The sequence below is a fragment of the Streptomyces sp. NBC_00448 genome, from assembly GCF_036014115.1.
Lineage (GTDB): Bacteria > Actinomycetota > Actinomycetes > Streptomycetales > Streptomycetaceae > Actinacidiphila.
Genome location: NZ_CP107913.1, coordinates 3,935,692 through 3,958,531, shown reverse-complemented (window position 1 = coordinate 3,958,531; position 22,840 = coordinate 3,935,692). Strand labels below are relative to the sequence as shown.

19 protein-coding genes are annotated in these 22,840 nt (G+C 72.7%); 7 read left to right on the top strand and 12 right to left on the bottom strand.

Annotation, left to right across the window (positions count from 1 at the left end; all coding sequences use genetic code 11):
* Positions 1 to 52: 52 nt before the first annotated feature.
* The 3 genes from OG370_RS16730 to OG370_RS16720 all read right to left on the bottom strand — a co-directional run bounded on the left by OG370_RS16730 (position 53) and on the right by OG370_RS16720 (position 3,399).
* Positions 53 to 2,368 (bottom strand): heavy metal translocating P-type ATPase, encoded by a 2,316-nt coding sequence (locus OG370_RS16730; RefSeq protein WP_328465028.1) that lies wholly within the window; start codon positions 2,366 to 2,368, stop codon positions 53 to 55.
* A gap of 180 nt (positions 2,369 to 2,548) precedes the next feature.
* The gene (locus OG370_RS16725) at positions 2,549 to 2,779 is read right to left on the bottom strand and encodes a heavy-metal-associated domain-containing protein (protein WP_328465026.1); all 231 of its coding nucleotides are present in this window, start codon (positions 2,777 to 2,779) and stop codon (positions 2,549 to 2,551) included.
* Positions 2,780 to 2,958: 179 nt separating this feature from the next.
* Positions 2,959 to 3,399 (bottom strand): MarR family winged helix-turn-helix transcriptional regulator, encoded by a 441-nt coding sequence (locus tag OG370_RS16720; protein WP_328465024.1) that lies wholly within the window; start codon positions 3,397 to 3,399, stop codon positions 2,959 to 2,961.
* 184 nt (positions 3,400 to 3,583) lie between these two features.
* Here OG370_RS16720 and OG370_RS16715 point away from each other — a divergent pair, with 184 nt between their 5' ends.
* On the top strand, positions 3,584 to 5,728 hold the full coding sequence (locus OG370_RS16715; protein ID WP_328465022.1) for an FUSC family protein: 2,145 nt from the start codon (positions 3,584 to 3,586) through the stop codon (positions 5,726 to 5,728).
* A gap of 197 nt (positions 5,729 to 5,925) precedes the next feature.
* Positions 5,926 to 6,348, top strand: coding sequence for an aspartate 1-decarboxylase (panD, locus tag OG370_RS16710; RefSeq protein WP_328465020.1), 423 nt, complete (start codon positions 5,926 to 5,928; stop codon positions 6,346 to 6,348).
* Positions 6,349 to 6,369: 21 nt separating this feature from the next.
* Here the strand turns inward: panD and OG370_RS16705 are convergent, their stop codons facing one another.
* The gene (locus tag OG370_RS16705; RefSeq protein WP_328465018.1) at positions 6,370 to 6,573 is read right to left on the bottom strand and encodes a hypothetical protein; all 204 of its coding nucleotides are present in this window, start codon (positions 6,571 to 6,573) and stop codon (positions 6,370 to 6,372) included.
* Positions 6,574 to 6,845: 272 nt separating this feature from the next.
* Here OG370_RS16705 and OG370_RS16700 point away from each other — a divergent pair, with 272 nt between their 5' ends.
* The gene (locus tag OG370_RS16700; RefSeq protein WP_328465016.1) at positions 6,846 to 7,637 is read left to right on the top strand and encodes a VOC family protein; all 792 of its coding nucleotides are present in this window, start codon (positions 6,846 to 6,848) and stop codon (positions 7,635 to 7,637) included.
* Between the two features lie 62 nt (positions 7,638 to 7,699).
* On the opposite strand, the gene OG370_RS16695 is transcribed toward OG370_RS16700, so the two are convergent.
* Together OG370_RS16695 and OG370_RS16690 are read right to left on the bottom strand one after the other, a co-directional pair.
* Entirely contained in the window at positions 7,700 to 8,728 is a 1,029-nt protein-coding gene (locus tag OG370_RS16695; protein WP_328465014.1) for a pseudouridine synthase, read from the bottom strand.
* A 138-nt stretch (positions 8,729 to 8,866) separates the two neighbouring features.
* The gene (locus OG370_RS16690) at positions 8,867 to 9,370 is read right to left on the bottom strand and encodes a helix-turn-helix transcriptional regulator (RefSeq protein ID WP_328465012.1); all 504 of its coding nucleotides are present in this window, start codon (positions 9,368 to 9,370) and stop codon (positions 8,867 to 8,869) included.
* A 132-nt stretch (positions 9,371 to 9,502) separates the two neighbouring features.
* On the opposite strand from OG370_RS16690, the gene OG370_RS16685 reads away from it, so the two are divergent.
* The gene (locus tag OG370_RS16685; protein WP_328465010.1) at positions 9,503 to 9,787 is read left to right on the top strand and encodes a helix-turn-helix domain-containing protein; all 285 of its coding nucleotides are present in this window, start codon (positions 9,503 to 9,505) and stop codon (positions 9,785 to 9,787) included.
* A gap of 81 nt (positions 9,788 to 9,868) precedes the next feature.
* On the opposite strand, the gene OG370_RS16680 is transcribed toward OG370_RS16685, so the two are convergent.
* Positions 9,869 to 10,540: a hypothetical protein gene (locus tag OG370_RS16680; RefSeq protein WP_328465007.1), complete on the bottom strand. Its 672-nt coding sequence runs from the start codon at positions 10,538 to 10,540 to the stop codon at positions 9,869 to 9,871.
* Positions 10,541 to 10,713: 173 nt separating this feature from the next.
* Between OG370_RS16680 and OG370_RS16675 the strand changes: the two genes are divergently transcribed.
* From OG370_RS16675 to OG370_RS16665, 3 genes are all read left to right on the top strand, one after another.
* Positions 10,714 to 11,946 carry a HupE/UreJ family protein gene (locus OG370_RS16675; RefSeq protein WP_328465005.1) on the top strand — a complete coding sequence of 411 codons (1,233 nt, stop codon included), beginning with the start codon at positions 10,714 to 10,716 and terminating at the stop codon, positions 11,944 to 11,946.
* Positions 11,947 to 12,069: 123 nt separating this feature from the next.
* Positions 12,070 to 14,046: an FN3 domain-containing metallophosphoesterase family protein gene (locus OG370_RS16670; RefSeq protein WP_328465003.1), complete on the top strand. Its 1,977-nt coding sequence runs from the start codon at positions 12,070 to 12,072 to the stop codon at positions 14,044 to 14,046.
* 94 nt (positions 14,047 to 14,140) lie between these two features.
* Entirely contained in the window at positions 14,141 to 15,199 is a 1,059-nt protein-coding gene (locus tag OG370_RS16665) for a WxL protein peptidoglycan domain-containing protein (protein ID WP_328465001.1), read from the top strand.
* Positions 15,200 to 15,295: 96 nt separating this feature from the next.
* On the opposite strand, the gene OG370_RS16660 is transcribed toward OG370_RS16665, so the two are convergent.
* The 5 genes from OG370_RS16660 to OG370_RS16640 all read right to left on the bottom strand — a co-directional run bounded on the left by OG370_RS16660 (position 15,296) and on the right by OG370_RS16640 (position 22,764).
* Complete coding sequence (locus tag OG370_RS16660; protein ID WP_328464999.1) at positions 15,296 to 16,111, bottom strand: DeoR/GlpR family DNA-binding transcription regulator; 816 nt, start codon at positions 16,109 to 16,111, stop codon at positions 15,296 to 15,298.
* Positions 16,108 to 17,421: a family 4 glycosyl hydrolase gene (locus OG370_RS16655; RefSeq protein WP_328464998.1), complete on the bottom strand. Its 1,314-nt coding sequence runs from the start codon at positions 17,419 to 17,421 to the stop codon at positions 16,108 to 16,110. The genes OG370_RS16660 and OG370_RS16655 overlap by 4 nt, the downstream gene beginning before the upstream one ends.
* Before the next feature lie 230 nt (positions 17,422 to 17,651).
* Complete coding sequence (locus OG370_RS16650) at positions 17,652 to 19,595, bottom strand: carbohydrate-binding protein (protein ID WP_328464997.1); 1,944 nt, start codon at positions 19,593 to 19,595, stop codon at positions 17,652 to 17,654.
* A gap of 219 nt (positions 19,596 to 19,814) precedes the next feature.
* Positions 19,815 to 21,290, bottom strand: coding sequence for a glycoside hydrolase family 36 protein (locus OG370_RS16645; protein WP_328464995.1), 1,476 nt, complete (start codon positions 21,288 to 21,290; stop codon positions 19,815 to 19,817).
* Positions 21,291 to 21,411: 121 nt separating this feature from the next.
* Entirely contained in the window at positions 21,412 to 22,764 is a 1,353-nt protein-coding gene (locus tag OG370_RS16640; protein WP_328464994.1) for an ABC transporter substrate-binding protein, read from the bottom strand.
* Between the last annotated feature and the right edge of the window lie 76 nt (positions 22,765 to 22,840).

Below are 22,840 nucleotides of genomic sequence, written 5' to 3'. Positions count from 1 at the left end.
TGTCAACGGCCTTGTCCCGAGCGGTGCGTGTCGGGCGGGTCGTTCGAGCGGGTCAGGCGAGGGGCGAGAACCTGCGCAGGCGCAGGCTGTTGGCGACGACGAAGACCGAGGAGAAGGCCATCGCCGCACCCGCGATCATCGGGTCGAGCAGCCCGGCCGCGGCCAGCGGGATCGCCGCGAGGTTGTACGCGAACGCCCAGAAGAGGTTCACCTTGATGGTGCCGAGGGTGCGCCGCGCCAGCCGGATCGCGTCGGCCGCCACCAGCAAGTCGCCCCGTACGAGGGTGAGATCGCCCGCCTCGATGGCCGCGTCCGTGCCGGTCCCCATCGCCAGCCCCAGGTCCGCCTGGGCGAGTGCGGCCGCGTCGTTGACGCCGTCGCCGACCATCGCCACGACCCGCCCCTGCTCCTGGAGCCGCCGGACGACGGCCACCTTGTCCTCGGGCAGGACCTCCGCGTGGACGTCCTCCCCGTCGATCCCCACCTGCGCGGCGACGGACCGGGCGACCTGCGTGTTGTCACCGGTGAGCAGGACCGGCCGCAGCCCGAGCGCCCGCAGCCGCCGTACCGCTTCCCGGCTGGTCGGCTTGACCGCGTCGGAGACCACGAGCACGGCCCTGGCCTGCCCGTCCCAGCCGACGGCGACCGCGGTGGCGCCGCGCTCCTCGGCGGCGGACTTGGCCGCGGCGAGCGCGGACGGCAGTTCCTGCGACCACTCGCGCAGCAGGCGCTCGCGGCCCACGAGCACCGCGTGCCCGTCGACGATGCCCTGCACGCCGAGCCCGGGCACGTTGGCGAAGTCCTCGGGCACCGGCAGGGTGCCGAGCCGCTCCGTCGCGCCGGCCGCGATCGCGCGGGCGATCGGGTGCTCGGAGGCGCCCTCCAGGGCGCCGGCCAGCCGCAGCACCGCGGCCTCGTCCTCGCCGTCCGCGAGGTGCACGGCGGTCAGCGTCATCGAACCGCTGGTGACCGTGCCGGTCTTGTCGAGCACCACGGTGTCCACGGCCCGGGTGAACTCCAGCACCTCGGGTCCCTTGATGAGGATGCCGAGTTGGGCGCCGCGCCCGGTGCCGACGAGCAGCGCGGTGGGCGTGGCCAGGCCGAGTGCGCACGGGCAGGCGATGATCAGGACGGCGACCGCCGCGGTGAACGCCGCCGTGGCGCCCTCGCCGAGCGCGAACCACACCACGAGCGTGCCGAGCGCCAGCGCGATCACCGCGGGCACGAACACCCCGGAGATCCGGTCGGCGAGCCGCTGGGCCGCCGCCTTCCCGTTCTGCGCGTCCTCCACCAGGCGTGCCATCCGGGCGAGTTGGGTGTCGGCGCCGACCTTCACGGCCTCGACCACGATCCGGCCGCCCGCGTTGACGGTCGCGCCGGTGACGGGGGAGCCGGGGCCGACCTCGACCGGCACCGACTCGCCGGTCAGCAGGGAGGCGTCGACCGCGGAGCCGCCCTCGCGGACCACCCCGTCGGTGGCGATCTTCTCGCCCGGGCGGACGACGAAGTGGTCGCCGACCGCCAACTCGCAGATCGGCACGCGTACTTCGACGCCGTCGCGGAGCACCGCCACGTCCTTCGCGCCGAGTTCGAGCAGGGCGCGCAGCGCGGCGCCGGCCCGGCGCTTGGCCCGGGCCTCGAAGTACCGCCCGGCGAGGATGAACGCGGTGACACCCGCGGCCGCTTCGAGGTAGATCTCGCTCGCACCGTCGCCACGGGAGATGGTGAACTCGAAGGGGTGGGTCATGCCGGGCATCCCCGCGTCGCCGAGGAACAGCGCCCACAGCGACCATCCGAAGGCCGCGAGGGTGCCGACCGACACCAGGGTGTCCATCGTCGCGGCGCCGTGCCGGGCGTTGGTGTACGCGGCGCGGTGGAAGGGCCAGCCGGCGTAGACCACCACGGGGGAGGCGAGGGTCAGCGCGAGCCACTGCCAGTTGGTGAACTGCAGCGCGGGCACCATCGACAGCAGGATCACCGGCAGGCCGAGGACGACCGCCGTGGTCAGGCGCTGGCGCAGCGTGGTGAGTTCGGGGTCGCCGGCGTCGGCGGGGCCGTTGCCTTCGGCCGCGGAGCCAGACGGTGCGCCCGGGTGCGCGGACGGCGCCGGGGCGGCCGGGGGAGCGGGCACCGCGGCGGTGTATCCGGTGGCCTCGACCGTCGCGATGAGGTCACCCACCGCCACCTCGCCCGCGTACTCGACCCTGGCCTTCTCGGTCGCGTAGTTGACGCTCGCGGTGACCCCGTCCATCCGGTTGAGCTTCTTCTCGATCCGGGCGGCACAGGACGCGCAGGTCATGCCGCCGATCGCCAATTCGACCCGCTTTCCCGCGGGTTCGCTGTGCGTGTGTGCTGTGCTGGTCGCCACTGCTCACTCCCTGGTCGATCCGTGCGACGTTCGATGTGCGCCCGGTGCGGGCGGCCCGCGGCCGTACCCGCGGAGGCGGCCGGCCCGGTCCGGTCGAGTCCGGCCGGATCAGGTCCGGTCAGGTCCGATCCGTCCGTACGGTCGGTCCGGACGCGGTCCGCCGCGGGTGGGGCTGCTCGGTCAGGCCCGGCCGACGAGCTCGTAACCCGCCTCGTCCACGGCCGCGCGCACCGCCTCGTCGTCCAGCGGCTGCTCGGACGCGACGGTCAGCAGGCCGCTGCCGGCCACCGCGGTCGCGGAGGTGACCCCGGGGATCGCGCCGACCTCCTTGCTCACCGCGGACTCGCAGTGCCCGCAGGTCATACCGGACACCGAGTAGACGGCCTCGCTCATGCTGTGCTCCTCATCCACGGGTACGCGCGACGCGTACGGCTGGTGCGGCTGCGGTCGATGTCGCTGGGCCGCGCCGCGGCGAGCGGGCGAATCCCCCGCCCTCACTATTGGCAACCATATACCCCCTAGGGGTATTCCCAAGAGGTGGGTCGATCCTGATCGACTCCCGTTGCCCGCGGTGGCTTCCCGCCCGCCGCTCAGCCGTCGTCGTCGGCGAGCCGGTCGAGCAGCGTGGCGGCCAGCCGCAGCAGCGCCACCTCCGTGTCGTTCAGTTCCGCGGCCATCCGCCGGCGCAGCCACTCGTCGCGGTGGGCGACGTCGCGCGCCATGGCCTCGAAGCCGCTCGCGGTCAGCTCGACCAGGCGCTGCCGGCCGTCGCCCGCGTTGCGCGAGTGCGTCACGTAGCCGTCCTCGCGCAGTGCGGCCAGCGTGCGGGTCAGCGACTGCGGCTGCACGTGGAGTGCCGCGGCCATCGCGCCCGGCGTGCTCGGGCCGCCGCGGTACAGCTGCGCGAGGACGCCGAGCCGGGCGCTGGGCAGCCCGTCCGGCAGCCGCTCGGCGCGCATCCGCCGGGCCAGCCGGTTCACCGAGCGGCGGACCACGGCGCTGTCGTCGGACGGCGGGGGAGGGAACGACATCGGGCTGTTTCCTAAGCTAGGCGTATGATTTTGCTACCGTGATACGAGCGTGATGTGGCTATCCGAGCGGACGAGCGGACGGCGTGCGGCCGAAAGTCATACGCAAGGCTTATCAACCTGGAGCGCGTGACCGGATAGGGCCCGCCCGAGGAGACGCCGTGGCGGGGACGAGGGGGGACGAAGGATGCTGATCCGGCTGCGCCTGCTGGACCCGGGACGGGTACGGCTGCGGATCGCCGTGCGCACCGTGCTCGCCGCCGTCGCGGCGCTGCTGGTCTCGGGCGCGGTCGGCCGGGCCGCCGGCCTGCCCGGTGGCATGGTGGTGATCGCGACCGTCGTCGCGGTGATGGTGTCGCGCAGCCTGCACGCGACCAGCCTGCCGCACCGGCTGTCGGCCCTCGCGTACGTCCCCATGGTCGGCGTCCTCGCCGCCTTCGTCGGGCGGCTGATGGTGCAGAACGCGTGGTTCGGCGCGAGCGTCTTCGTGGCCGCGGTCGGCGGGTCCCGCTACCTGATGCGGTTCGGCGGCAAGGTGCGGCGCTTCGGGCGGCTGGCGCTCACCCCGCTGATCGCCGTGCTGGTCACGCCGGTGCCGCCGTCTGCCGCCAAGGCCACCGGGCCGCTGTGGGGTGCGGTGTGCGGGGTCATCGCGGTGGCCTGCGTGCTCGGGTCCCAGCAGCTGCTGCCGTCCCGCCCCACCCGCGAGGCGGCCGCGGCGGCGGGCGACTTCGTACGCGGCGCCGCCCGCCTGCGCGCCCTCGCGCCCGGCAGCTCCCGGCACGCCAAGGCCGCGCTGACCCTGCACCGCACCGCCCTCACCGTCGAGGACCGCCTCGACGCCGCCCGCCTCCCCGCCGGCGCCGACCGCACCCCGCTCGACACCCTCGCCGCGGCCGTCCTCACGGCCGAGGTCACCGCGGGACAGCCGACGGCCGCCCCGGCCCCCGTCGTACGGCCCGCACCCGGCGACGAGCCCGCGGGTACGGGCGGTTCGGGCGGCGACGGCTCCGCGCAGGCCGCACCGGAGCAGCCGACCACCTCGGAGCGGGCCGCACCGGCGCAGGGTGTTCCGGCGCAGGGTGTACGCGCCCCGGTCGTACGGTTCCGGGTCGCCGGGACACCTGCCGCGGTGGGCAGTTCGGGGACGGGCGGTGCGGGGACCGGCGGACCCGGGGCGGACGGGCCGGGGGGAGGCGGCGCCCTGGACGAGGCGCTCGCCGCCGTGCGGGCCGCCGCCGCGGCCGTGCGCGGGGTGCGGGCGGCGCAGGGGCCGGCCCCCGAACCCCCGGCGCCCGCGGCGCGGCCGGGCGGTTGGCGGAACCCGCAGCCGCAGGCACGGCTGGCCGCACAGCTCGCGGTGGCGATGGCGGCCGCGTTCGCCGTCGGCCACCTGGTGTTCCCGCGGCACTGGTCGTGGGCGATGATCACCGCGTTCGTGGTGTGCAGCGCGGCACGGGGGCGCGGCGACGTCGTGCACCGCAGCGGGTTGCGGGTGGCGGGCGCGTTCATTGGCGCGGTCACCGGGACCCTCGCGGCGCACCTGGTCGCGGGCGACGACGCCGCGGCGATCACCGTCATCTTCTGCTACCTGCTGGTCGGCCTGTGGCTGCGCGAAACCACCTACGCGGCCTGGGCGTTCTGCGTCACGAGCCTGCTGGCGGTGCTCTACGGCCTGAGCGGCGAGCAGGGCGGCGCCCTCATCGTGCAGCGCCCCGAGGGCATCCTGCTCGGGTCGGCCTGCGGGATCGCGGCCGCGTACTTCGTGCTGCCGCTGCCGACCGCCACGGTCCTGCGCGGCCGGTCCGCCGGCGCCCTGCGGGTGCTGGCGGACCTGCTGGTCGCGGCCCGCGCGCCGGAGCCGCGGCCCGCGGAGATCCGGCGCCTGGCCCGCCGCTTCGACCGCGCCACCCGTGAACTCGCGGTGGCCGCCGCACCCGCCCGCGCCCACCGCACCCTGATCCGGGGCACCCTCGGCCACCCCGCGTGGGCGTCGCGCCGGGCCGCGCCCGCGCCGCCGCACGCCGCCGACTGGGTGGACGCGCTGACCGCCTGCGCGCACGCCGGCCGTGCGCTCGCGCTCAGCGACGCCGCCGGACTCGCCGCGGCCCGACCCCAACTCGGCCTGGCCGCACGCAACCTCGGCCAGGTGCGCCGCCGCCTCGGCAACCGCCCGGACGCCGCACCCCCACGGCCGGTCCGCACCGGACCGCCCGCCCTGATCAGCCTCGACGCCGCGCTCGCCGAGCTCTACGACCGGTTGCCCGCGCCGCCGGCATCCGCGACGCCACCGCCCTCCTCGCAGGCGCCGGCGGCGACCGCGGCCGGCTGACACCTCCGCCCGGGACTCGGGCGGTCTGCCCGTCTGCCGGGACCCGCGCCCCTTCGAACCCCGACCCGGCCGCTGAGATCTTCCGCACTCCGCCCCGCACCCCCCCGCCGCGCCCGGGCCCGGCGGCCCTACCCTGGAGGCGACGGCGCGTATCCCGGCAGGGAACGCGACCCACTCACCCGCCAGGAGGCGACGCCGTGCTGCGCACCATGTTCAAGTCCAAGATCCACCGGGCCACCGTGACCCAGGCGGATCTGCACTACGTGGGTTCGGTGACCGTGGACGCCGCGCTGATGGACGCCGCGGACCTGCTGCCCGGCGAACTCGTGCACATCGTGGACATCACCAACGGCGCCCGCCTGGAGACCTATGTCATCGAGGGTGAGCGCGGCTCAGGCGTCATCGGCATCAACGGAGCCGCCGCCCACCTGGTGCACCCCGGTGACCTGGTCATCCTGATCAGCTACGCCCAGGTCGAGGACGCCGAGGCCCGCGCGCTGCGGCCGGCCGTGGTCCACGTCGACGCCGGCAACCGGATCGTCAAGCTGGGCGACGACACCGCCGAGCCCGCTCCCGGCACCGATGCCCTGCGACCCCCGCACGCGGTCGTCCACGGCTGAAACCGTGGGCCGCGCGCCCCTTCAAGCGGCGGTGACCACCGAGGCGCCCCGCACCGGCCCGGCCACCGGACGTATCTCCACCCGAACACCGCGCGCCGCTGCCGTCCACTGGGCGCGCAGCCGCGCCAGTTGGGTCAACTCCTCGGCCGTCCAAGGCCGGTCGCCGTGCTCCTGCACATAAGCGCGCAGGGCCGCGTTCGCCTGATCGAGATCTCCCCCGTACATGTGATCCACCCTAGACCGGCCCACTGACAATCCCGAACCGATTGACCACCGCGCGTGCTCGGCCGGACCGGCCCCGGGCCGTTCACCAGGCCGTGACCTGGCACGAACGGCGGTTGTCGGACTCTGCTGGCATGCTGAGTGTGAGGGAGGACACAGCGGCCGTATCGGCTGCATATCCCACGGAATCCGGCACCTGGCGCATTCCGCTCCGCCCTCCCCGCGTTCCGCACGTCGCGCGCGCGTTCGGGCTCACGATCACGGAGGACCGCACCATGCTCACCAACGACTACGTGCCCGGCGCACCGAGCTGGCTCGACCTCGGCAGCCGCGACGTCGAGGGCGCGGCGGCGTTCTACCGCGCGCTGTTCGGCTGGGAGTTCCGCTCGGCGGGCCCCGACGCCGGCGGGTACGGCATGTTCCAGCTCGACGGGCAGACCGTCGCCGGCCTCGGCCCGATCACCGAGGAGGGGGGCAGCCCGGCCTGGACGCTGTACTTCGAGACGGCCGACGCCGACGCCACCACCAAGGACGTCGAGCAGGCCGGCGGCTCGGTCCGGTTCGCGCCGCTCGACATCGGGGACCAGGGCCGGATCGCCGGCTACACCGACCCGTCCGGCGCCCAGTTCGCCGTCTACCAGCCCGGCACCCTCAAGGGGCTGGACCGTACCGGCGTCGGCGCCCTGTGCTGGACCGAGCTGTACACGACGGACGCCGAGCAGGCCAAGCGCTTCTACGGCACCGTCTTCGGCTGGGACACCGCGGACATGCCGCTGGCCGCCGACGCCGGGGTCTACACGGTGGTCTCCCGCGCCGGCGGCGGCCAGGCCGGCTCGCACGGCGGCATCATGCAACTCACGCGCGAGCAACTGCCGGACGGGGTCTGCTACTGGCAGCCCTACGTCGGCGTCGCCGATGCCGACGGCGTGGTGACCACCGCCGCCTCGCACGGCGCGACCGTGCTGATGCCCACCACACAGGTGGGCGGCATCGGCCGGGTCGCGCTGCTCAGGGACCCCGAGGGGGCGTTCTTCGCCGTGCTCCAGCCGGACCCGCAGATGGCCTGACCCGCGGCCCCCTGTTGCCGTCAGCCGTCAGCCGTCAGCCGTCAGCCGTCAGCCGTCAGCCGTCAGCCGCCCGTCCGCCCGCCGCCCGGCTCGTCGGCGTCGGGCGGCCACGCGGACAGCCGGCGCGCGCTGGCGAACCGCAGCTCCCGGCCGGTCAGCGGATCGGTGAACTCCAGCGTCCGCGCCAGCAGTTGAAGCGGCCGAGCGTACGGGTCCGCGTCCTCCTCGGCCGCCGCCTCCGCCCACACCTCCGGGTAGATCGGGTCGTTCAACAACGGCAGCCCCAACGCCTGCATGTGCAGCCGCAACTGGTGGGTGCGGCCGGTCAGCGGCCGCAGAAGGTAGCGGCCGAGCCCGCCGCGCCGCGCCAGCAACTCGACCACGCTCTCCGCGTTGTACGGCCCCGGCACCTCCCGCGCCGCCATCTGCCCGCGTTCCTTCACGATCCGGCTGCGCACCGTCGCCGGCAGCGCGACCGCCGGGTCGTAGGGCGCGACGGCCTCGTACTCCTTGCGTACCCGCCGGTCCCGGAAGAGCGTCTGGTACGCCCCGCGGTCCTCGGGACGGACGACGAACAGCACCACACCCGCGGTCAACCGGTCCAGCCGGTGCGCGGGGGACAGCAGCGGCAGGTCCAGCTCGCGGCGGAGCCGGGCCAGCGCGGTCTCGGTGACATGGCGGCCGCGCGGGGTGGTGGCCAGGAAGTGCGGCTTGTCGGCGACCACGATCCGCTCGTCCCTGTGGAGCACCTCCACCGGGAACGGCACGGTCGGCTCCGGCGGGAAGTCGCGGTGGAACCAGACCCACGCCCCGGGTGCGTACGGCGTCAGCGCGCCCACCGGCCCGTCCACGGTGACGAACCGCCCCGCGGCGAGCATCGCCTCGATCCGCTCCCGGCCGACCGCCGCGCCGTACCGCTCCAGCAGGTAGCCGCCGATCGTCGTCCAGGCCGCGCGCCCCGCCGTGCCGTTGTTGCCGTTGCCGCCACTGTCGCCGTCGGCGGGGTCGGGCAGGCGCACGCGCACGGGATCGACGCCCTGGCGCTGCCCCAACGGCGCGGCAGGAGCCCCGCGCCCCGCTCTGCGCGCCATCGCGTGTCTCCCGGCTCTCCGGCCCCGAGCCGACCCGGTCCGTCCGACCCGGCCGCCGCGACCTGGTCTTCTCCAGGCCGTACACCGCCAGGTTACGACGTACGGCGTCGCCGGGCCGTGGCCGGGCCGCCGCCGGACTCAGTCCTCGCGGGCGTCCGCGATCTCCCGGAGCCGGTCCAGGTGGCCGCCCCTCTTCTCCCATGCCGCCAGGGCCGCCTCGATCTGGTCGTGCGTGGCGTCCGGCTTGCCCTTGACCACCACCACCATCTCGGTGTTGGGCGACAGCGGCACGACCGCGGTGTCCAGGGTGACGCCCTCGGCGAGCGCGCGGGAGATCCGTACCGGCAGCTCACCGCCGGAGTCAGGCCGCGCGTGCCGGGTGTAGTAGCGGTTGCCGGGGGAGTCCGGCGGCAGCGGGTCGCCGCCGTCGAGGATGTGCTCGATCGAGCCCTGGCCCCACTCCAGAATGCGTTCGATGTCCCGCAGGGTCGCCGTGACGCTCTGGAACTCGTGCCCGCGCTCGATCGTCTGGATCACGGTCCGCTTCACGCCGATCGAGTCGCCGAGGCGCACCTGGCTGAGTCCCTTGCGCTTGCGCGCTGCCCGGATGACGCCGCCCAGCCGCAACCAATCTCCGTCCATGGCCCACATCATGCCGGACTGCACGCAACCACGCAGCCATCTTCCGAGCCTTCGACCTGCGGCCGATACGGCCGGAACTCGCCCATTGGTTGCGTGAAATGGCGGTGATGCGGCTCGGGGGAAGGCGATCGAATGACGTCATCGAGCTTGGAAAGCTCACATTTAAGATCTGATGGACTTGCAAGCGCGGTGGTTGGCGGATACTTTCGAGACGTGAGACCGAACGGCGCGGCAATGAGGGCACTTCGCATTGCTCGGAAGATGAGCCTTCGCGAGATGCAGGTGCTGACGGGGCTGGACCGGGGCCATCTCTCCCGCCTGGAACGCGGCTTGGTCGGTGCGAGCGACGACACGATCCGGCGCTGCGCCCACGCTCTCGACGTCCCCGTCGCCGCCATCACCCACGACGACCGCTGATCGCCCTTGCCTGACGGGAAGTCACCCGTCCTCGCGGTCGCCGCAGTTGACGCACTCCCCGCGACGCGGGCGGCGGCCGGTTCAGATCTCGTCGAGCCAGATCACTATCCCCGTCAGGTGGTTGAGCACGGCCGCCGTGCCCGCGCCAATCGCGGCGGTGCAGCGCTCGGCGGTGAACGAGGCGACGTCGTAGGTCGAGGACATGCCGAGCCCCTCGCCGCGGAACGACGCCCCCGACCAGTCGACCGAGGTGACGTTCTGCGTCGGCTCGGCCAACTCCGCCCCCACCACCAGGAACTGCTGGGACAGGTGGTTCGCGGTGGCGGTCGCGAGGGGGTCGACGAGGCCGTCGCCCGCGCTGACGACGAGGTCCGGTCGCGCGGCGAGGGACCTGGTGACGGCGGGGAGCAGGTCGGAGGGGCCGTCGGCGACCACCGTCCTGAGGCTGACGTGCTCCTTCGCGGCCCAGTCCTTGACGGCGGTGACCAGCGACCTGGTCGGGCGGTCGTCCCCGGCGGTGAGCAGGACCACGCGGTATCCCTTCGACGGGTGGACCCCGTTCCAGGAGCCGGGCCGCGGGGTGATGGTCGCCTCCGGCGCGGGCGGGGCGGAGGGATCGGCGAACCCCGCCTCCAGCGTGCCGACGGCGCTGGGTGCCGGGTGCGGCCGTGACCAGTCGTCGCCGGAACCGCATCCGGTGACCAGCGCGGCGGCCGCGGCCGGCAGGGCGGCGGCCCGGAGCAGGGGGCGCAAGGCGATCGTCCTCCGAGTGATGGCGGAATGATGCGTCCCATCCTGCTGATTCCTTTGGCGCCGAATAGGCCCTGAGGTGCCGTTCGCGCGGTTGTTCTTTAATGATTCGGCAAAGGGATGGTCTTTGTTCATCCAAGGCGTGCACCGTGCACGGGCAACCCCGAAGGAGCCCCATGCCAGCACGTGTCCGCCGCACCGCCGTCGCGATCGCCGTAGCGGTGATCGCCTTCCTGAGTCTCGCCCCGCCCGCGTCGGCCCACGGGTTCACGTCGGTCGCCTACGTCCACGTCACCGAGGGCGAACGCGAAAGCGACGGTGACAGTGGCGGGCGCCGGCTGCGGACGACGCTGGAGTTGGAGTACGACCTCTACGTCATCTCCACCGCCGACTACGAGCACGACGACGCCCTCTTCCAGGCCGGGAACGCCGCGTTCGACGCGGGCGACGCCAAGGCGCAGGCCGCCGCGCTCGACGCGCACGCCCGGTCGGCCGTCGACTACGTCACCCGGCGCTTCTCCGTCGCCGCCGGCGGCAGGGCGTGCACGCCCGCCCGGGCCGGCGACTTCACGATGACCCGGCGGCAGGGCGTGCCGTACGCCGTGCTGCCGCTGGACTGGGACTGTTCCGGGCGGGCCGGCGAACCGGTGCTGCGCAGCGGGCTGTTCCCCGACGCCGAGACGTATGTCACCGGCACCAAGACGATCGTCACCTACCACCTCGACGGCCGGTCGGGCAGCGCCGCGCTCGACGCCGCCCACCCGTCGGTCTCGCTCGCGCAGCCGTGGTACGACCAGTTCGGGGAGTTCTTCCGGCTGGGCGCCGAGCACCTGCTGACCGGGATCGACCACATCCTGTTCCTGCTGGCGCTCATCGCCGGCTCGCGGCGGCTGCGCGAGATCGTGCTCGCGGCCACCAGTTTCACCCTGGCCCACTCGGTGACCTTCATGCTCGCCGCGCTGGGGCTGGTCGACGTGCCGGCGCGGGCCGTGGAGCCGGTCATCGCGCTGTCGATCGCGGTGGTGGCCGGCTGGTACCTGTGGCGGCTGTGGCGGCGCGGGGGCGAGGCGACCGAGCTGGAGACCTCCGGCGGCGGCCACTTCGCCCTGGATCGGGCCGGCTGGACCCGCCTCGCGGTCGTGTTCTGCTTCGGCCTCGTGCACGGCCTGGGGTTCGCGGGCGCGCTCGGCATCGACAAGGCGTTCTCGTGGACGCTGCTGTGGTCCCTGCTGGTGTTCAACGTCGGCATCGAGGCCGTCCAGTTGACGATCATCGCCGCCGTCTTCCCGCTGCTGGCCCTGCTGCGCCGCCGCGCGCCGGTGGCCGGCCGCTGGGCGACCGGTGCGATCTCCGCCGGTGTGACGGTTATGGGACTCATGTGGTTCATGCAACGGGTGTTCATGTTCTGAGGCATAGGTCTGTGGGAAGTTCAGCCGCTCCAAAGGTCGTATTCGCGAGCGGTTCACCCTCCCGCGACAGCTTGACGATCGCCAAGTTCTGGTTTTCTCTTAGTAAAGGGAACGAAAAAACCCATGAAATCGAGCAGTTCGACGCAGGCCCGCGGGCCTGCGCGGCGCCGCGTGGCCACTGGGGTCACCGCGGCGTTCCTGGGCATGACGATCGCCCTCGGCGGCGCCGCGGCGTCGCCCGCCGGCGCCGCGTCGCCCACCACGCTCAGCGGCGTCATCCTCGGAGTGGGCGCCAACGAGGCGCAGCGCACCGTCTCCTGGTACTCCTCCGCCGACACCGCGCAGCAGATCCAGGTCGCCCCGACCGCGGAGCTGACCGCCGGCGAGTTCCCGGCCGGCGCCGCCACCTTCGACGCCGCCGGCGCGGCGAACATCGCCTCCAGCGGCGGCTACAACCGCCACGCGACGATCACCGACCTCAAGGAGAACACCGCCTACTCCTACCGGGTCGGCTCCGCGGGCGACTGGTCCGCGACGTACGCGTTCACCACGCAGGACTTCGACGGCGACTACGACTTCCTGTTCTACGGCGACCCGCAGATCGGCTCCTCCGGCAACACCGCCAAGGACCAGGCCGGCTGGCAGGACACCCTGGACGTCTCCCTCGCGGCCAACCCGAAGGCCGAACTGCTGGTCTCCGGCGGCGACCAGGTGGAGAGCGCCAACACCGAGTCCCAGTGGAACGCCTTCCTCGCGCCCGACAAGCTGCGCCAGTACCCGTGGGCGGCCACCATCGGCAACCACGACGTCGGCGGCAAGGCGTACGAGCAGCACCTGTACACCCCGAACACCGACCGCACCGCCCCGTACTACTCCAACGGCAAGCCGGAGTCGGACAGTTCGGGCGGCGACTACTGGTACATCTACAAGGATGTGCTGTTCATCGACGTCAACAGCAACAGCTACACCACCTCCCAGGGCGGCGGCGGTGACGAGGCCCACGTCAAGTACGTGACCGACGTCATCAACCAGCACGGCTCCGAGGCCAAGTGGAAGGTGCTCGTCTTCCACCACTCGATCTACTCGCCGGCCTCGCACGCCAAGGACAGCGACAACAAGGTCCGCCGCGTGGACTTCCCGACCGCGGTGTCCAAGCTCGGCGTGGACCTGGTGCTCCAGGGCCACGACCACAGCTACGCCCGCAGCTACCTGATCAAGAACGGCGAGAAGGCGGACGCGGCCGAGCAGCCTGGCGCCTCCGACGTCTACCCCGGCCCCGGCGGCGTGCTCTACGTGACCGCCAACTCGGCCTCGGGCTCGAAGTACTACGACATCACCGCCCCGGACTCCAGCGGCACCAGCGGCGCGGGCAACGGCGCCGACCCGCTGAACCCGGGCAACTACTGGTACAGCTCCGTGCAGAACCAGGAGCACGTGCGCAGCTACGTCAAGGTGCAGGTGCGCAACGACAAGCTGGTCGTCGAGGACGTGCGCAGCGGCACCTGCGCGGCGCCCAACGCGGCCGTCGAGGGCGGCGACTGGTGCAAGAACACCACCGCCGGCCAGCCGGTCGGCTCGCTCGTCGACAAGGTGAGCGTGCACCCGTACCACGGCTCGGGCCAGGACCTGCAGGTCGACGTGCCCGCCGCCGCGCCGGGCGAGTTCGGCTGGACCATCGACGGCTACAACGGCCTGGTGGACCTCGGCACCGCCAAGGACCACGACGGTGACTACTTCGACGCGGCCGGCCGGATCAACCCGATCGCCGTCTCCGACAGCCGCCGTTCGCTCGCGCCGTGGTCGATATCGGCGAGCGTGGGCGACTTCAAGGACGCCGGCAAGACGTTCTCCGGCGCCTACCTCGGCTGGACGCCGAAGGTGCTGGAGGACGGCGCCGGCGCCAAGGCCGGCGGTTCGGTCGCCTCGGCCTACGACGACCACGGTCCCGGCCTGTCCGTCTCGCGCGGCCTCGGCCGGGCCGACCAGGGCCACCCCAAGGGCAAGGCCGAGCTGGGCGCCGACCTGGATCTGAAGATCCCGGGCAGCGCCGACAAGGGCTCCTACCGCGCCACCCTCACGATCACCGCGCTGAGCAGCTGACCGTACCCGTCCCACCCGGCGGGGCGGGCACCCAGCCGCCCGCCCCGCCGGTCTCACCCCACCGACCGCCCGAGGACCCGAGATGCACCCGCCCGTGACGCGCCGGACGACCTCCGCCGCCGCCCTCATCCGTACCGTCGCCCTGGTCCTGCTCACCCTCCTCGCGGTCGCCGGGCTGCCGGCCGGCTCCGCCCTGGCGGCGGACACCGACGCCACCTGGACGGTGCGCACCGGTTCGGGCAGCTACGGCGCCGACCGGTCCAGCTACAGCTACACCGTCAACCCCGGCGGCCGGGTCGAGGACACCCTGGTCGTCGCCAACCGCGGCAAGGCGCCGCTCACCCTCGACCTCTACGCCGCCGACGGCTTCACCTCCGACGCCGGCCAACTCGACCTGCTCCCCCGGGCGAAGAAGTCGGTCGCCGTCGGCGCCTGGCTGCACACCGACCGGAAGAGCGTCGAGATCGAGCCCGGGAAGTCCGTGGACGTCCCCTTCACGGTGACCGTTCCGGACCGGGCCACACCCGGCGACTACGTCGGCGGCGTCCTCACCGCCCTGACCCAGCCCGACGACGCCGCGGGCATCAACGTCGACCGGCGGCTCGGCATCCGGGTCAAGCTGCGGGTCAGCGGCGAACTCACCCCGGGCCTGGCGGTCGAGGACGTCCACGTCGGCTACTCCGGCCCGCTCACCCCCTTCGCGAAGGGCGACACGGTCGTCACCTACCGGGTCCACAACACCGGCAACGCCGTGCTGTCGGCGCGCCAGGCGGTCTCCGTCGCGGGCCCCTTCGGCCTGCTGCGGACCGAGGCGGGCAAGGTCGCCGCGATGCCGGACCTGCTCCCGGGGGAGAGCCGGAAGGTGACGGTGCCGGTGCACGGCGTCGAGCCCGGATTCCGGCTGTCGGCGCGCGTGACCCTCACCCCCGTGGCCGTCGACGCGTCGGGCTCCACCACCGAACTGGAGCCGGTCCGGGCGACCGGCGGCGGCTGGGCCGTCCCGTGGCTGCTGACGCTGCTGGTCGTGGCCCTCGCCGCAGGGATCGCCGCGGCGCTCGCCTCGGCCCGCCGCGCCCGCGCGCGGCGCGAGCTGCGCGAGGACACCCGGGTACGGGACGCCGTCGAGCAGGCGCTGCGCGACCGCACACCGTGATCCCCGCCCCGGTCCACGACCTGCCGGGACCGTACGGCCGGTCCGTACGACCGGTCCGTACGACCGGTCCCTACGACCGGTCCCTACGACCGGTCCCTACGACTGGTCCGTCAGCACCCCGAGTTCGACGGTCAGGCCGTACTCGCGCAGCTGGGCGACCTGGGTGCCGGTCGCGTTGTCGCCGACGATCAGCAGGTCCAGATCGCTGAGCGGGCAGACCGGGGCGAGGTCGGTCCTGCCGAGCTTGGTCGAGTCGGCGAGCAGGATGTGCTGGGTGGTGGCGCGCAGCATCCTGATCTTCATCTCGGCTTCCTGGATGTTGATGTTCGTGACGCCGGTGTCGGGGTGGATGCCGCTGCACGACAGGAAGGCGGTGTCGGCGTGGATGTTCTCCAGGATGCGCCCGCCCATCGGGTCGACCAGGGACCGCTGCAGCGGGCGGAGCGTCCCCCCGGACAGCACCACGGTGAAGCGCGGGATGGCGGGTTCGAGCTGGTGGGCGACGCTGGTGCTGTTGGTGAACACCATCAGGTCGGTCAGATCCCGGCGCGCGACCAGCTCGCGGGCGAAGAAGGTCGTGGTGGTCCCGGCGTCGATGACGAGGGACTGGCCGCTGCCGACCCGCTGGGCCGCGGTCTTGGCGATGGCGGCCTTCTCCAACGCGGCCGAGCCCAGCGACTGTTCGTAGGAGGGCTCGTTCCGCGTGTCCAGCGGCGCGGCCCGGGCGCCGCCGCGGACCCGGCGGATCAGGCCGTGTTCCTCCAGCACGTCCAGGTCGCCCCGGACGGTGACCACCGAGACGCCGAACGCCTCGGCGAGGGCCGCGATCCGCACGAAGTCCTGCTCCTGGACCAGGGCGAGCATGCGCTCGCGGCGGACCTCGGCCGGCATCGGCTCATGGGTACTGGTCACGCCTGGCCCTTCCGGTCCGCGAGACCGGCGGGCAGCAGGTCGCGGTGTGCTTCGGTCATCTCGTCGCAGAGCTGTTCGATCGCGGCCAGCGAGAGCGTCGCCGCGGTGTTCGGGTCCAGCATCGCAGCGTGCCGCACATGACGCGGTTCGCCGTCCAGCACGGCGCGGACGGTCAGTTCCGCGACGTTGACGTACGCGCGGTTGAGCGCGGCCAGCTGCGCGGGATAGCGGTCGATCGGGGCGGCCGTGACGCCGCCGGCGTCGATGTCGGCGGGCACCTCGACGAAGCACTCGCCCGGCAGCGCGGGGATCAGGCCCTCGTTGGGCAGGGTCAGGTTCACCCGCCGGGCCTCGCCGGTGATCATCGCCCGCAGCACCTCGGAGGCGATCTCGGGTTCCAGCCAGCGCATCAGCATCGGCCGCCCCTGCGCCAGCCCCCGGCGGATCTCCTCATAGGCGTGCAGGCTCCGGCTGAGCACCCCCAGGTACTCGCCGACGGGGATGCCCAGCCGGGCGATCTCGTCGTCATGGCGCATGAACCAGGGCACGTACTCGGCCGCGTGCTCGCTGGACTCGGTGGGGAAGTAGCCGAACCGGCGCCACATCTCCATCCGCACATGCCGCCCCAGCTTCGGGTCGGCCCGCACCGCGGCCTCCAGCTCCGGGTACAGCGACCTGCCGTCGGCCTCGAAGCGCAGCACGAACGCCTGATGGGTCAGCCCCGCGGTGAGGAAGGTGAGGTCCTCGGCCTCCCGGCCGACCGCGTCGGCGAGGAACGCGTGGGTGTCGCGGACCGCGTGGCACAGGCCGACCACGCGGCTCATGCCGGTGACCTCGCGCACCGCCCACAGCGTCATCACCAGCGGGTCGGTGTAGCTGAGCAGCCACGCGTCGGGGCACTGCTCGGCCATGTCCTGGGCGAGCCCGACCATGACCGGGATGGTGCGCAGGCCGCGGAAGATGCCGCCGATGCCGATGGTGTCGGCGATGGTCTGGCGCAGCCCGTGCCGGGCCGGGATCTCGAAGTCGCGCAGCGCGGTGTCGTAGCCGCCGACGCCCAGCTGGCAGACCACGTAGTCGGCGCCGTACAGGGCGGCCCTGCGGTCGGTGTACGACTCGATCACCGCTCCGGCGCCGGCCTCCGCGTCCAGGCTCCGGGCCAGGGTGAGGGCGGTGGCCAGCCGGTCCGGGTCGATGTCGTGCAGCCGGATGCGCAGGCGGCCGGCCAGGGCGGGGACGAGGAACAGGTCGGACAGGATGCGCCGGGTCATCTTCACGTTGCCCGCGCCGGTCAGCACGATGTCGGCCATGCCCCCGTCCTCCTCCGGCAGTGTCGTTTCGGTCGTCCTGATGGCGCACCCGGTGGTGCGGCCGGTGATGAAGCCGGCGGTGCGTCTCGTGGTGCACCTGCGGGTGAATCCGTGGGTGAACCTTGGGGTGAAAGCGGCACTCAGCGTACGCCGAGCCGGGTGCCGGCCACATGATCCGCGCGCGGACCACGTGACCGGCGCCCCGGTCCCGATACGGGCGATGGGTGAGGTCAGCCGACGGTGATGCGGTCGATGTCCGGTGCCCAGTCGCCCGGGTTGGCGAGGGTGACGGTGTTAGCGTTCCCCGCGTTCAGGTCGAGCGTGGCGGTGGTGGTGGCGGTGGTCTGCCAGTCGGCGGTCGGGGTGACGGACACGTTCACCGGGGTGCCGCCGTTGGCGCTGATCTGCAGGGTGCGGGCGACGGCGCTGGTGTAGGCGACGGTCACCTGGGTGGCGCCGCCGCTGCCGCCGGCCACGTTGTCGAAGGTGAGCGTCGCGCCGTTGCCCAGGTACCCGACCTTCTGTCCGCCCGAGCAGCCGGTGCAGTCGGCGACGGCCGCGCCGCCGGTCAGGGTGTTGGCGGACGCCTCGGCCTCGTAGGAGGTGGCACCGCCGTCCCCGCCGCCGCTGTTGCCGGAGCCCACGTCGATGGCGCCGAGCCCCAGCCAACCGTCGGCGTTCTGGGTGGCGTTGGCGAAGCGCAGGCTCTTGGCGGCGGCGTTCACCGCCGAGAGCGGGTTCACCACGTCCATGACCAACTGGTAGGAGCCCGACGCCACGGAGGAGGTGTCCACGCTGGTGTCGAAGTACTCCGGGTACCCGTACGGCAGGTACGTCGGGTCGGTGCCGGCGTTCCAGTCCGGGAACGCCCGGATCTTCAGCGGCATCACCTTGGTCAGGTCCCAGGAGGTGTCCCAGGTCTTGACGACCTTCCCCGAGGAGTCCTTCAGGCCCAGACGCACCGTCCAGGGGTGGTAGAAGGGCGCCACCCCGTCGTTGGAGATCTTCACGCCGATCTTCGCGGTGCCCGAGACGCTGCTGCCGTAGTACGCGTCCGGCACGGTGAGGTCGTAGCCCATCGCGCGGACCGCCGCCCCCACGTCGGGATCGGTGGGGCTGTAGCCGGTGCTGCCCTGGTCGAGTTTCCAGGTGGTGTGCTCCATCTCGATGCACGCCTTGATGTCGTCGTCGGAGCCGCTCGCGCCGCTGCCCCAGGTGCCGAAGACCGAGCCCTGGATCTCGGGCCGGACCTCACCGCCCATCGAGTCGGTGATCCACTTGTTCTCCACGCCCTCGTCGAGCGCGTACTGGAGTTGGGAGTAGTCGGCGCCGCCCATCGACTGCGGCAGGGTGACGCCCGCGAGCGGGTCGCCTTCGCGGTAGCAGAACGAGTCGTCGTGGTAGCCCACGTCGAGGTCGTTCGCCGCCCCGCCGCCGGACGTGGGGTAGCGGACCTCGATCTTGGTGGTGTGGAAGGCGTTGGCGAAGGCCTTGACGATCAGTGCCGCGTTCGCGTCGGTGGCCATGAAGTCCGGGTAGCCGCCGGTGCCGTTCTCCGGCCAGGTGTGCCACTCGCCCCAGTAGCCGATCAGGCCCATCTGGATGAAGCCGATCCGCGGGTCGCCGTCGTACTTCGCGCCGAACTGCCCGATGAACTGCTGCAGCGAGCTGAGCAGGAACGCGTTGTTGTAGTCGGGGCTCTGGGTGTTCCAGTACGTGTCGTCGTTGGTCGGCACCTTGCCGTTCCAACAGGCGGGGATGCCGTTGGTCGGGTTCCCGCTGGGGTAGTCCAGATAGAACCGGATCGCGGCGGTGTTGCCGTACGACGCGGTCTCGTCGAGCATCTTCTCCACGGGGGACCAGTCCAGCGCGGTGCAGTCACTCGCGTCGGTCATCACCGCCGAGAGCGGGAAGTAGCTCCAGGTGATGCTGTGCGGGTAGCCGGTGTTCTGGTCGGTGCCCGCGTTGTAGTAGACCGCCAGGCCCTTGTCCGGGTTGTCCAGCGGTCCCGGCGCGTACGTCAGCGGGTGGTCGGTCAGGGACGGGTCCGGGGTGGCGGGCGGTGCGGGGCGGGCCGGGGCGCCGGCGGCGGCCGGCGCGGCCGGGGCCGCGGACGCGCTGTGCGTGCCGGCCATGGTCGCCGCCAGCAGCGCGAAGAGCGCCGCCAGCGCCATCGCAAGGCGCGTCCTGGCGTGCCCGGTTGGTCTCGTGCGTGGTTGCATCGTGTCGACCTCCGTTGGTCGATCGCAGTGAACGGTGCGCGTGGTGCCCTCCGGCCCGACCCCGGAAGAATCGCCCCCCTGAACCCCCCGGCCCCCTGCCCCCGGTCCCGGTCCCTGCCCCTCCTCCCCCCGGTCCCTGAACTGCCTCCGCCCCTGGTCACATGGCGGCGCTCAGTCGCCCCGGCGCTGCGCCGCCGCGGTGAAGTCCACCTCCTGCGCACCGATCTCGAACCGGTAGCGGTCCAACTGGCGCACCTCGGGGCGGGCCTTGAGGAAGTCGGCGAGCGCCGCGCGTTCGGTCGTGGCCAGCCACGCGGGCGGGTCGGAGGTGGCCCGGAAGTCGCAGACATGGGCGAGGTCCACCAGCATCCGCCGCTGCGCCGCCGTCAACAGGCTCTGCCGGTCGCGGAAGTAGGCGGCGTCCGGGTCGAGTTCGACCAGGCCCTTGAGCCAGAGCCGGTTCACCGACGAGACCAGGGCGTTCTGCGCGGTGGCGTCGGAGGGGTCCTCGGTGGCGTAGTGGGACCAGAACGGGGCGACGTCGGGCCCGACCCGGATGCCGTCGCACACCCCCAGCGACGGCAGCACCGGCGCACCCGAGCCCAGGATGTAGACGTCCTCGCCCGCGGTCTGCCGGATCAGCCGCATCGCGTCGCGGTAGGCGCTCTCACGGCCCACCGTCGGGTCGTGGCGCGGCGCGGTGATGGCGGCGGCGTTGACGAAGTCGAGCTTGAGGTAGCGGAATCCCCAGCCGACCACGGTCTCGATCGTCTGCCGCAGGTGGTCGAGGGCCTCGGGCAGGGTGACGTCCAGGGCGTAGTACGGCCCGCCCCAGTTGTAGCCGGCCGGGACCGGGGTGCCGGCGGCGTCGGTGAGGAACAGGTGCGGGCGCTCCTTGACGATCTGCGCGTCCGGCCGGGCGATGAACGGCGCGATCCACAGGCCCGGGGTCAGTCCGGCGCCGGAGACCCGGGCGGTGAGGTCGGCCATGCCCGAGGGGAACTTGGCGTTCGGCTGCCAGTCGCCGACCATGCGCTCCCAGCCGTCGTCGATCTGGAAGACGTCGAACGGCAGCCCGGCCAGCCCGTCGAGGTTCGCGTGCAGGGTGCGCTCGTCGATGTCCTCGTAGTACGCGTACCAGCTGGACCACACGTTGCCCGCCCGCCGGCCGGCCCGCCCCAGGTGCTCGCCCAGCAGTTCGGCGTAGCGGGCGAAGACCTCCAACTCCGGTCCGTAGCCGCAGAACCAGGGCGCGCCCGCCTGCTCGTACCAGCCGGTGACGGTGTCGCGGTCCACGCTCAGCCGCGGCACGTCCAGGCCGAGCGCGCCCAGCAGCAGGACGTTGCCGTCGCCGGCGGTGAGCGCGGTCACCGCGGAGGAGTGGTGGCGCCCTTCCTCGTCCCAGACCGTGTCGTCGGCGGTGAGGCGGCGGATCGGGTTGGCGATGCGCAGCGGCGGCTCGTCCATGGCCCGCCAGCCCGACGGGCTCCAGGAGTTCCAGCCGTGCCGGTAGACCTGGGCGTCGGGCAGGCCGTGGAGCAGCGCCACCCGGCCCGGCGGCAGCAGCAGGCCCCCTTCCACGGTTTGCGGTGGGCCGCTGAGCTGCGCGGGGAGGTGCAGAGGACCGAGGTCCAGGAGGTGGGGCATGGTGTCCCTTCACTTCGGGGAGGGCCGGGGCGCCGTGGTCGGGACGGCGTCCCCGGCCCGGTCACGGGTGCGTCGTGGCAGCGGGGATCGGTGCCGGCGGGGATCGGTGCCGGCGGGGTGGTCAGGGCTGGGCGAAGTACCCGTTCACGGCCTTCTGCGCCTTGGCCAGCGCGTCGGCGCCGTCGGACTGGCCGAGCCAGACCCGTTCCAGGTCGGTCTGGACCTCCTGGGTGACCTGGTCGGCATGGTCGGTGATGGGGTAGGTGAAGGTGCCGCCGGGGGCGGTGGCCTCGTCCACGAAGACCTTGACGTCCTGACCGGCGGCCTTGTGGGTGGCCAGCGCCTTGTCGCTGTCGGTCTTGAGCGCGGGGAAGACCACGCCCTTGGCGGCGATGATGTCTTGGCAGCCGGTCGAGCCGAGGAACTTCACCCACTGCCAGGCCTGGTCGGGGTGCTTGGTGCCGGCGTAGATGGCGTCGGACAGCCCGTTGAGGAAGGTCTTGCGGCCCTTCGGGCCCACCGGCAGCGCCGCGAAGGCGAACTTCTGGGTGGCGGTCGGGCCCAGGTAGGTGTTGATGTTCCACGAACCGGTCATCGTCATCGCGGCCTTGCCGGCGTTCAGGACGGCGTCAGGGCCGAGGCTGGAGTTCTTGTCGTAGGCCGGCGCGTAGCCCTTCTTGGCCAGGCTCGCCTCCCAGTCGACGGTCTTGGCCAGCGCCGGGTCGTCGTAGTGGTACTTGGTGCCGAACGGGTTCTTGTCCAGGAAGGTGAAGCCGGCCGAGGCGGCGAGGTTGCCCCAGCTGCTCTGCCCGGTCGAGCCGTCGTCGTAGGCGAGTTCGATGCCGTACGTCTTGACGTGCTTCTTGTCGAACTTCGGGTCGAGCCCGTTGCGGCCGCTGGTGTCGACGGTCATCTTGGCGATGAACTGCTCGAAGGTGCCGCCGTCGTCGGGGTTCCAGGTCAGCTTGGCCAGGTCCGCGGCGGAGTAGCCGGCCTTGGCGGCCATGGTGGTGTTGTACGCGATGGCCTCGGTGTCCCAGTCCTTGGGCAGGCCGTACCGTTTGCCGTCCTTGACCCAGGCGTCGGCCAGCCCGCTCTGGTATTGCGACAGGTCGACGTGGTCGGCGGCGACCTGCTGGGAGATGTCCAGGATCTGGTTGTTCTTGACCAGGTTCGGGTAGTAGGCGACGTGGTCGGTGAACACGTCGGGGGCGTTGCCCGCGGTCATCTCGGTGGTCAGGTTGGTCCAGTACTGGCCCCACGCGGTCTGGGTGATCTTGATCTTGATGTCGGGGTTGGCCGCGGTGAAGGCGTCGGCGCAGGCCTGGTAGGCGGGCAGCTGGGCGCTGTCCCACAGCGCGTAGTCGAGGGTGACCGGGCCGCCGGCCTTCGAGGAGTCGCTGGAGCAGGCCGCCAGGGTGACGGGGAGCGCGGCGGCGAAGATGGCGACCGCGACGCGGACGTTGCGTCTCATGGTGGATCGTTCCTTCCTTGGGCCGGGGCGGTCCCGGCGGAGGGGCGCACGAGGGTGCGGGGAGAGGGCGTGCGCC

Excerpts from the sequence above, each read along its gene's own strand:
- OG370_RS16650 (WP_328464997.1), bottom strand. The coding sequence starts at position 19,595 with ATGGCGCTGGCGGCGCTCTTCGCGCTGCTGGCGGCGACCATGGCCGGC.
- OG370_RS16655 (WP_328464998.1), bottom strand. The coding sequence starts at position 17,421 with ATGGCCGACATCGTGCTGACCGGCGCGGGCAACGTGAAGATGACCCGG.
- OG370_RS16695 (WP_328465014.1), bottom strand. The coding sequence starts at position 8,728 with ATGGCGCGCAGAGCGGGGCGCGGGGCTCCTGCCGCGCCGTTGGGGCAG.
- OG370_RS16700 (WP_328465016.1), top strand. The coding sequence starts at position 6,846 with ATGCTCACCAACGACTACGTGCCCGGCGCACCGAGCTGGCTCGACCTC.
- OG370_RS16720 (WP_328465024.1), bottom strand. The coding sequence starts at position 3,399 with ATGTCGTTCCCTCCCCCGCCGTCCGACGACAGCGCCGTGGTCCGCCGC.
- OG370_RS16690 (WP_328465012.1), bottom strand. The coding sequence starts at position 9,370 with ATGGACGGAGATTGGTTGCGGCTGGGCGGCGTCATCCGGGCAGCGCGC.
- OG370_RS16645 (WP_328464995.1), bottom strand. The coding sequence starts at position 21,290 with ATGCCCCACCTCCTGGACCTCGGTCCTCTGCACCTCCCCGCGCAGCTC.
- OG370_RS16715 (WP_328465022.1), top strand. The coding sequence starts at position 3,584 with ATGCTGATCCGGCTGCGCCTGCTGGACCCGGGACGGGTACGGCTGCGG.
- OG370_RS16675 (WP_328465005.1), top strand. The coding sequence starts at position 10,714 with ATGCCAGCACGTGTCCGCCGCACCGCCGTCGCGATCGCCGTAGCGGTG.
- OG370_RS16705 (WP_328465018.1), bottom strand. The coding sequence starts at position 6,573 with ATGTACGGGGGAGATCTCGATCAGGCGAACGCGGCCCTGCGCGCTTAT.
- OG370_RS16640 (WP_328464994.1), bottom strand. The coding sequence starts at position 22,764 with ATGAGACGCAACGTCCGCGTCGCGGTCGCCATCTTCGCCGCCGCGCTC.
- OG370_RS16670 (WP_328465003.1), top strand. The coding sequence starts at position 12,070 with ATGAAATCGAGCAGTTCGACGCAGGCCCGCGGGCCTGCGCGGCGCCGC.
- OG370_RS16685 (WP_328465010.1), top strand. The coding sequence starts at position 9,503 with ATGACGTCATCGAGCTTGGAAAGCTCACATTTAAGATCTGATGGACTT.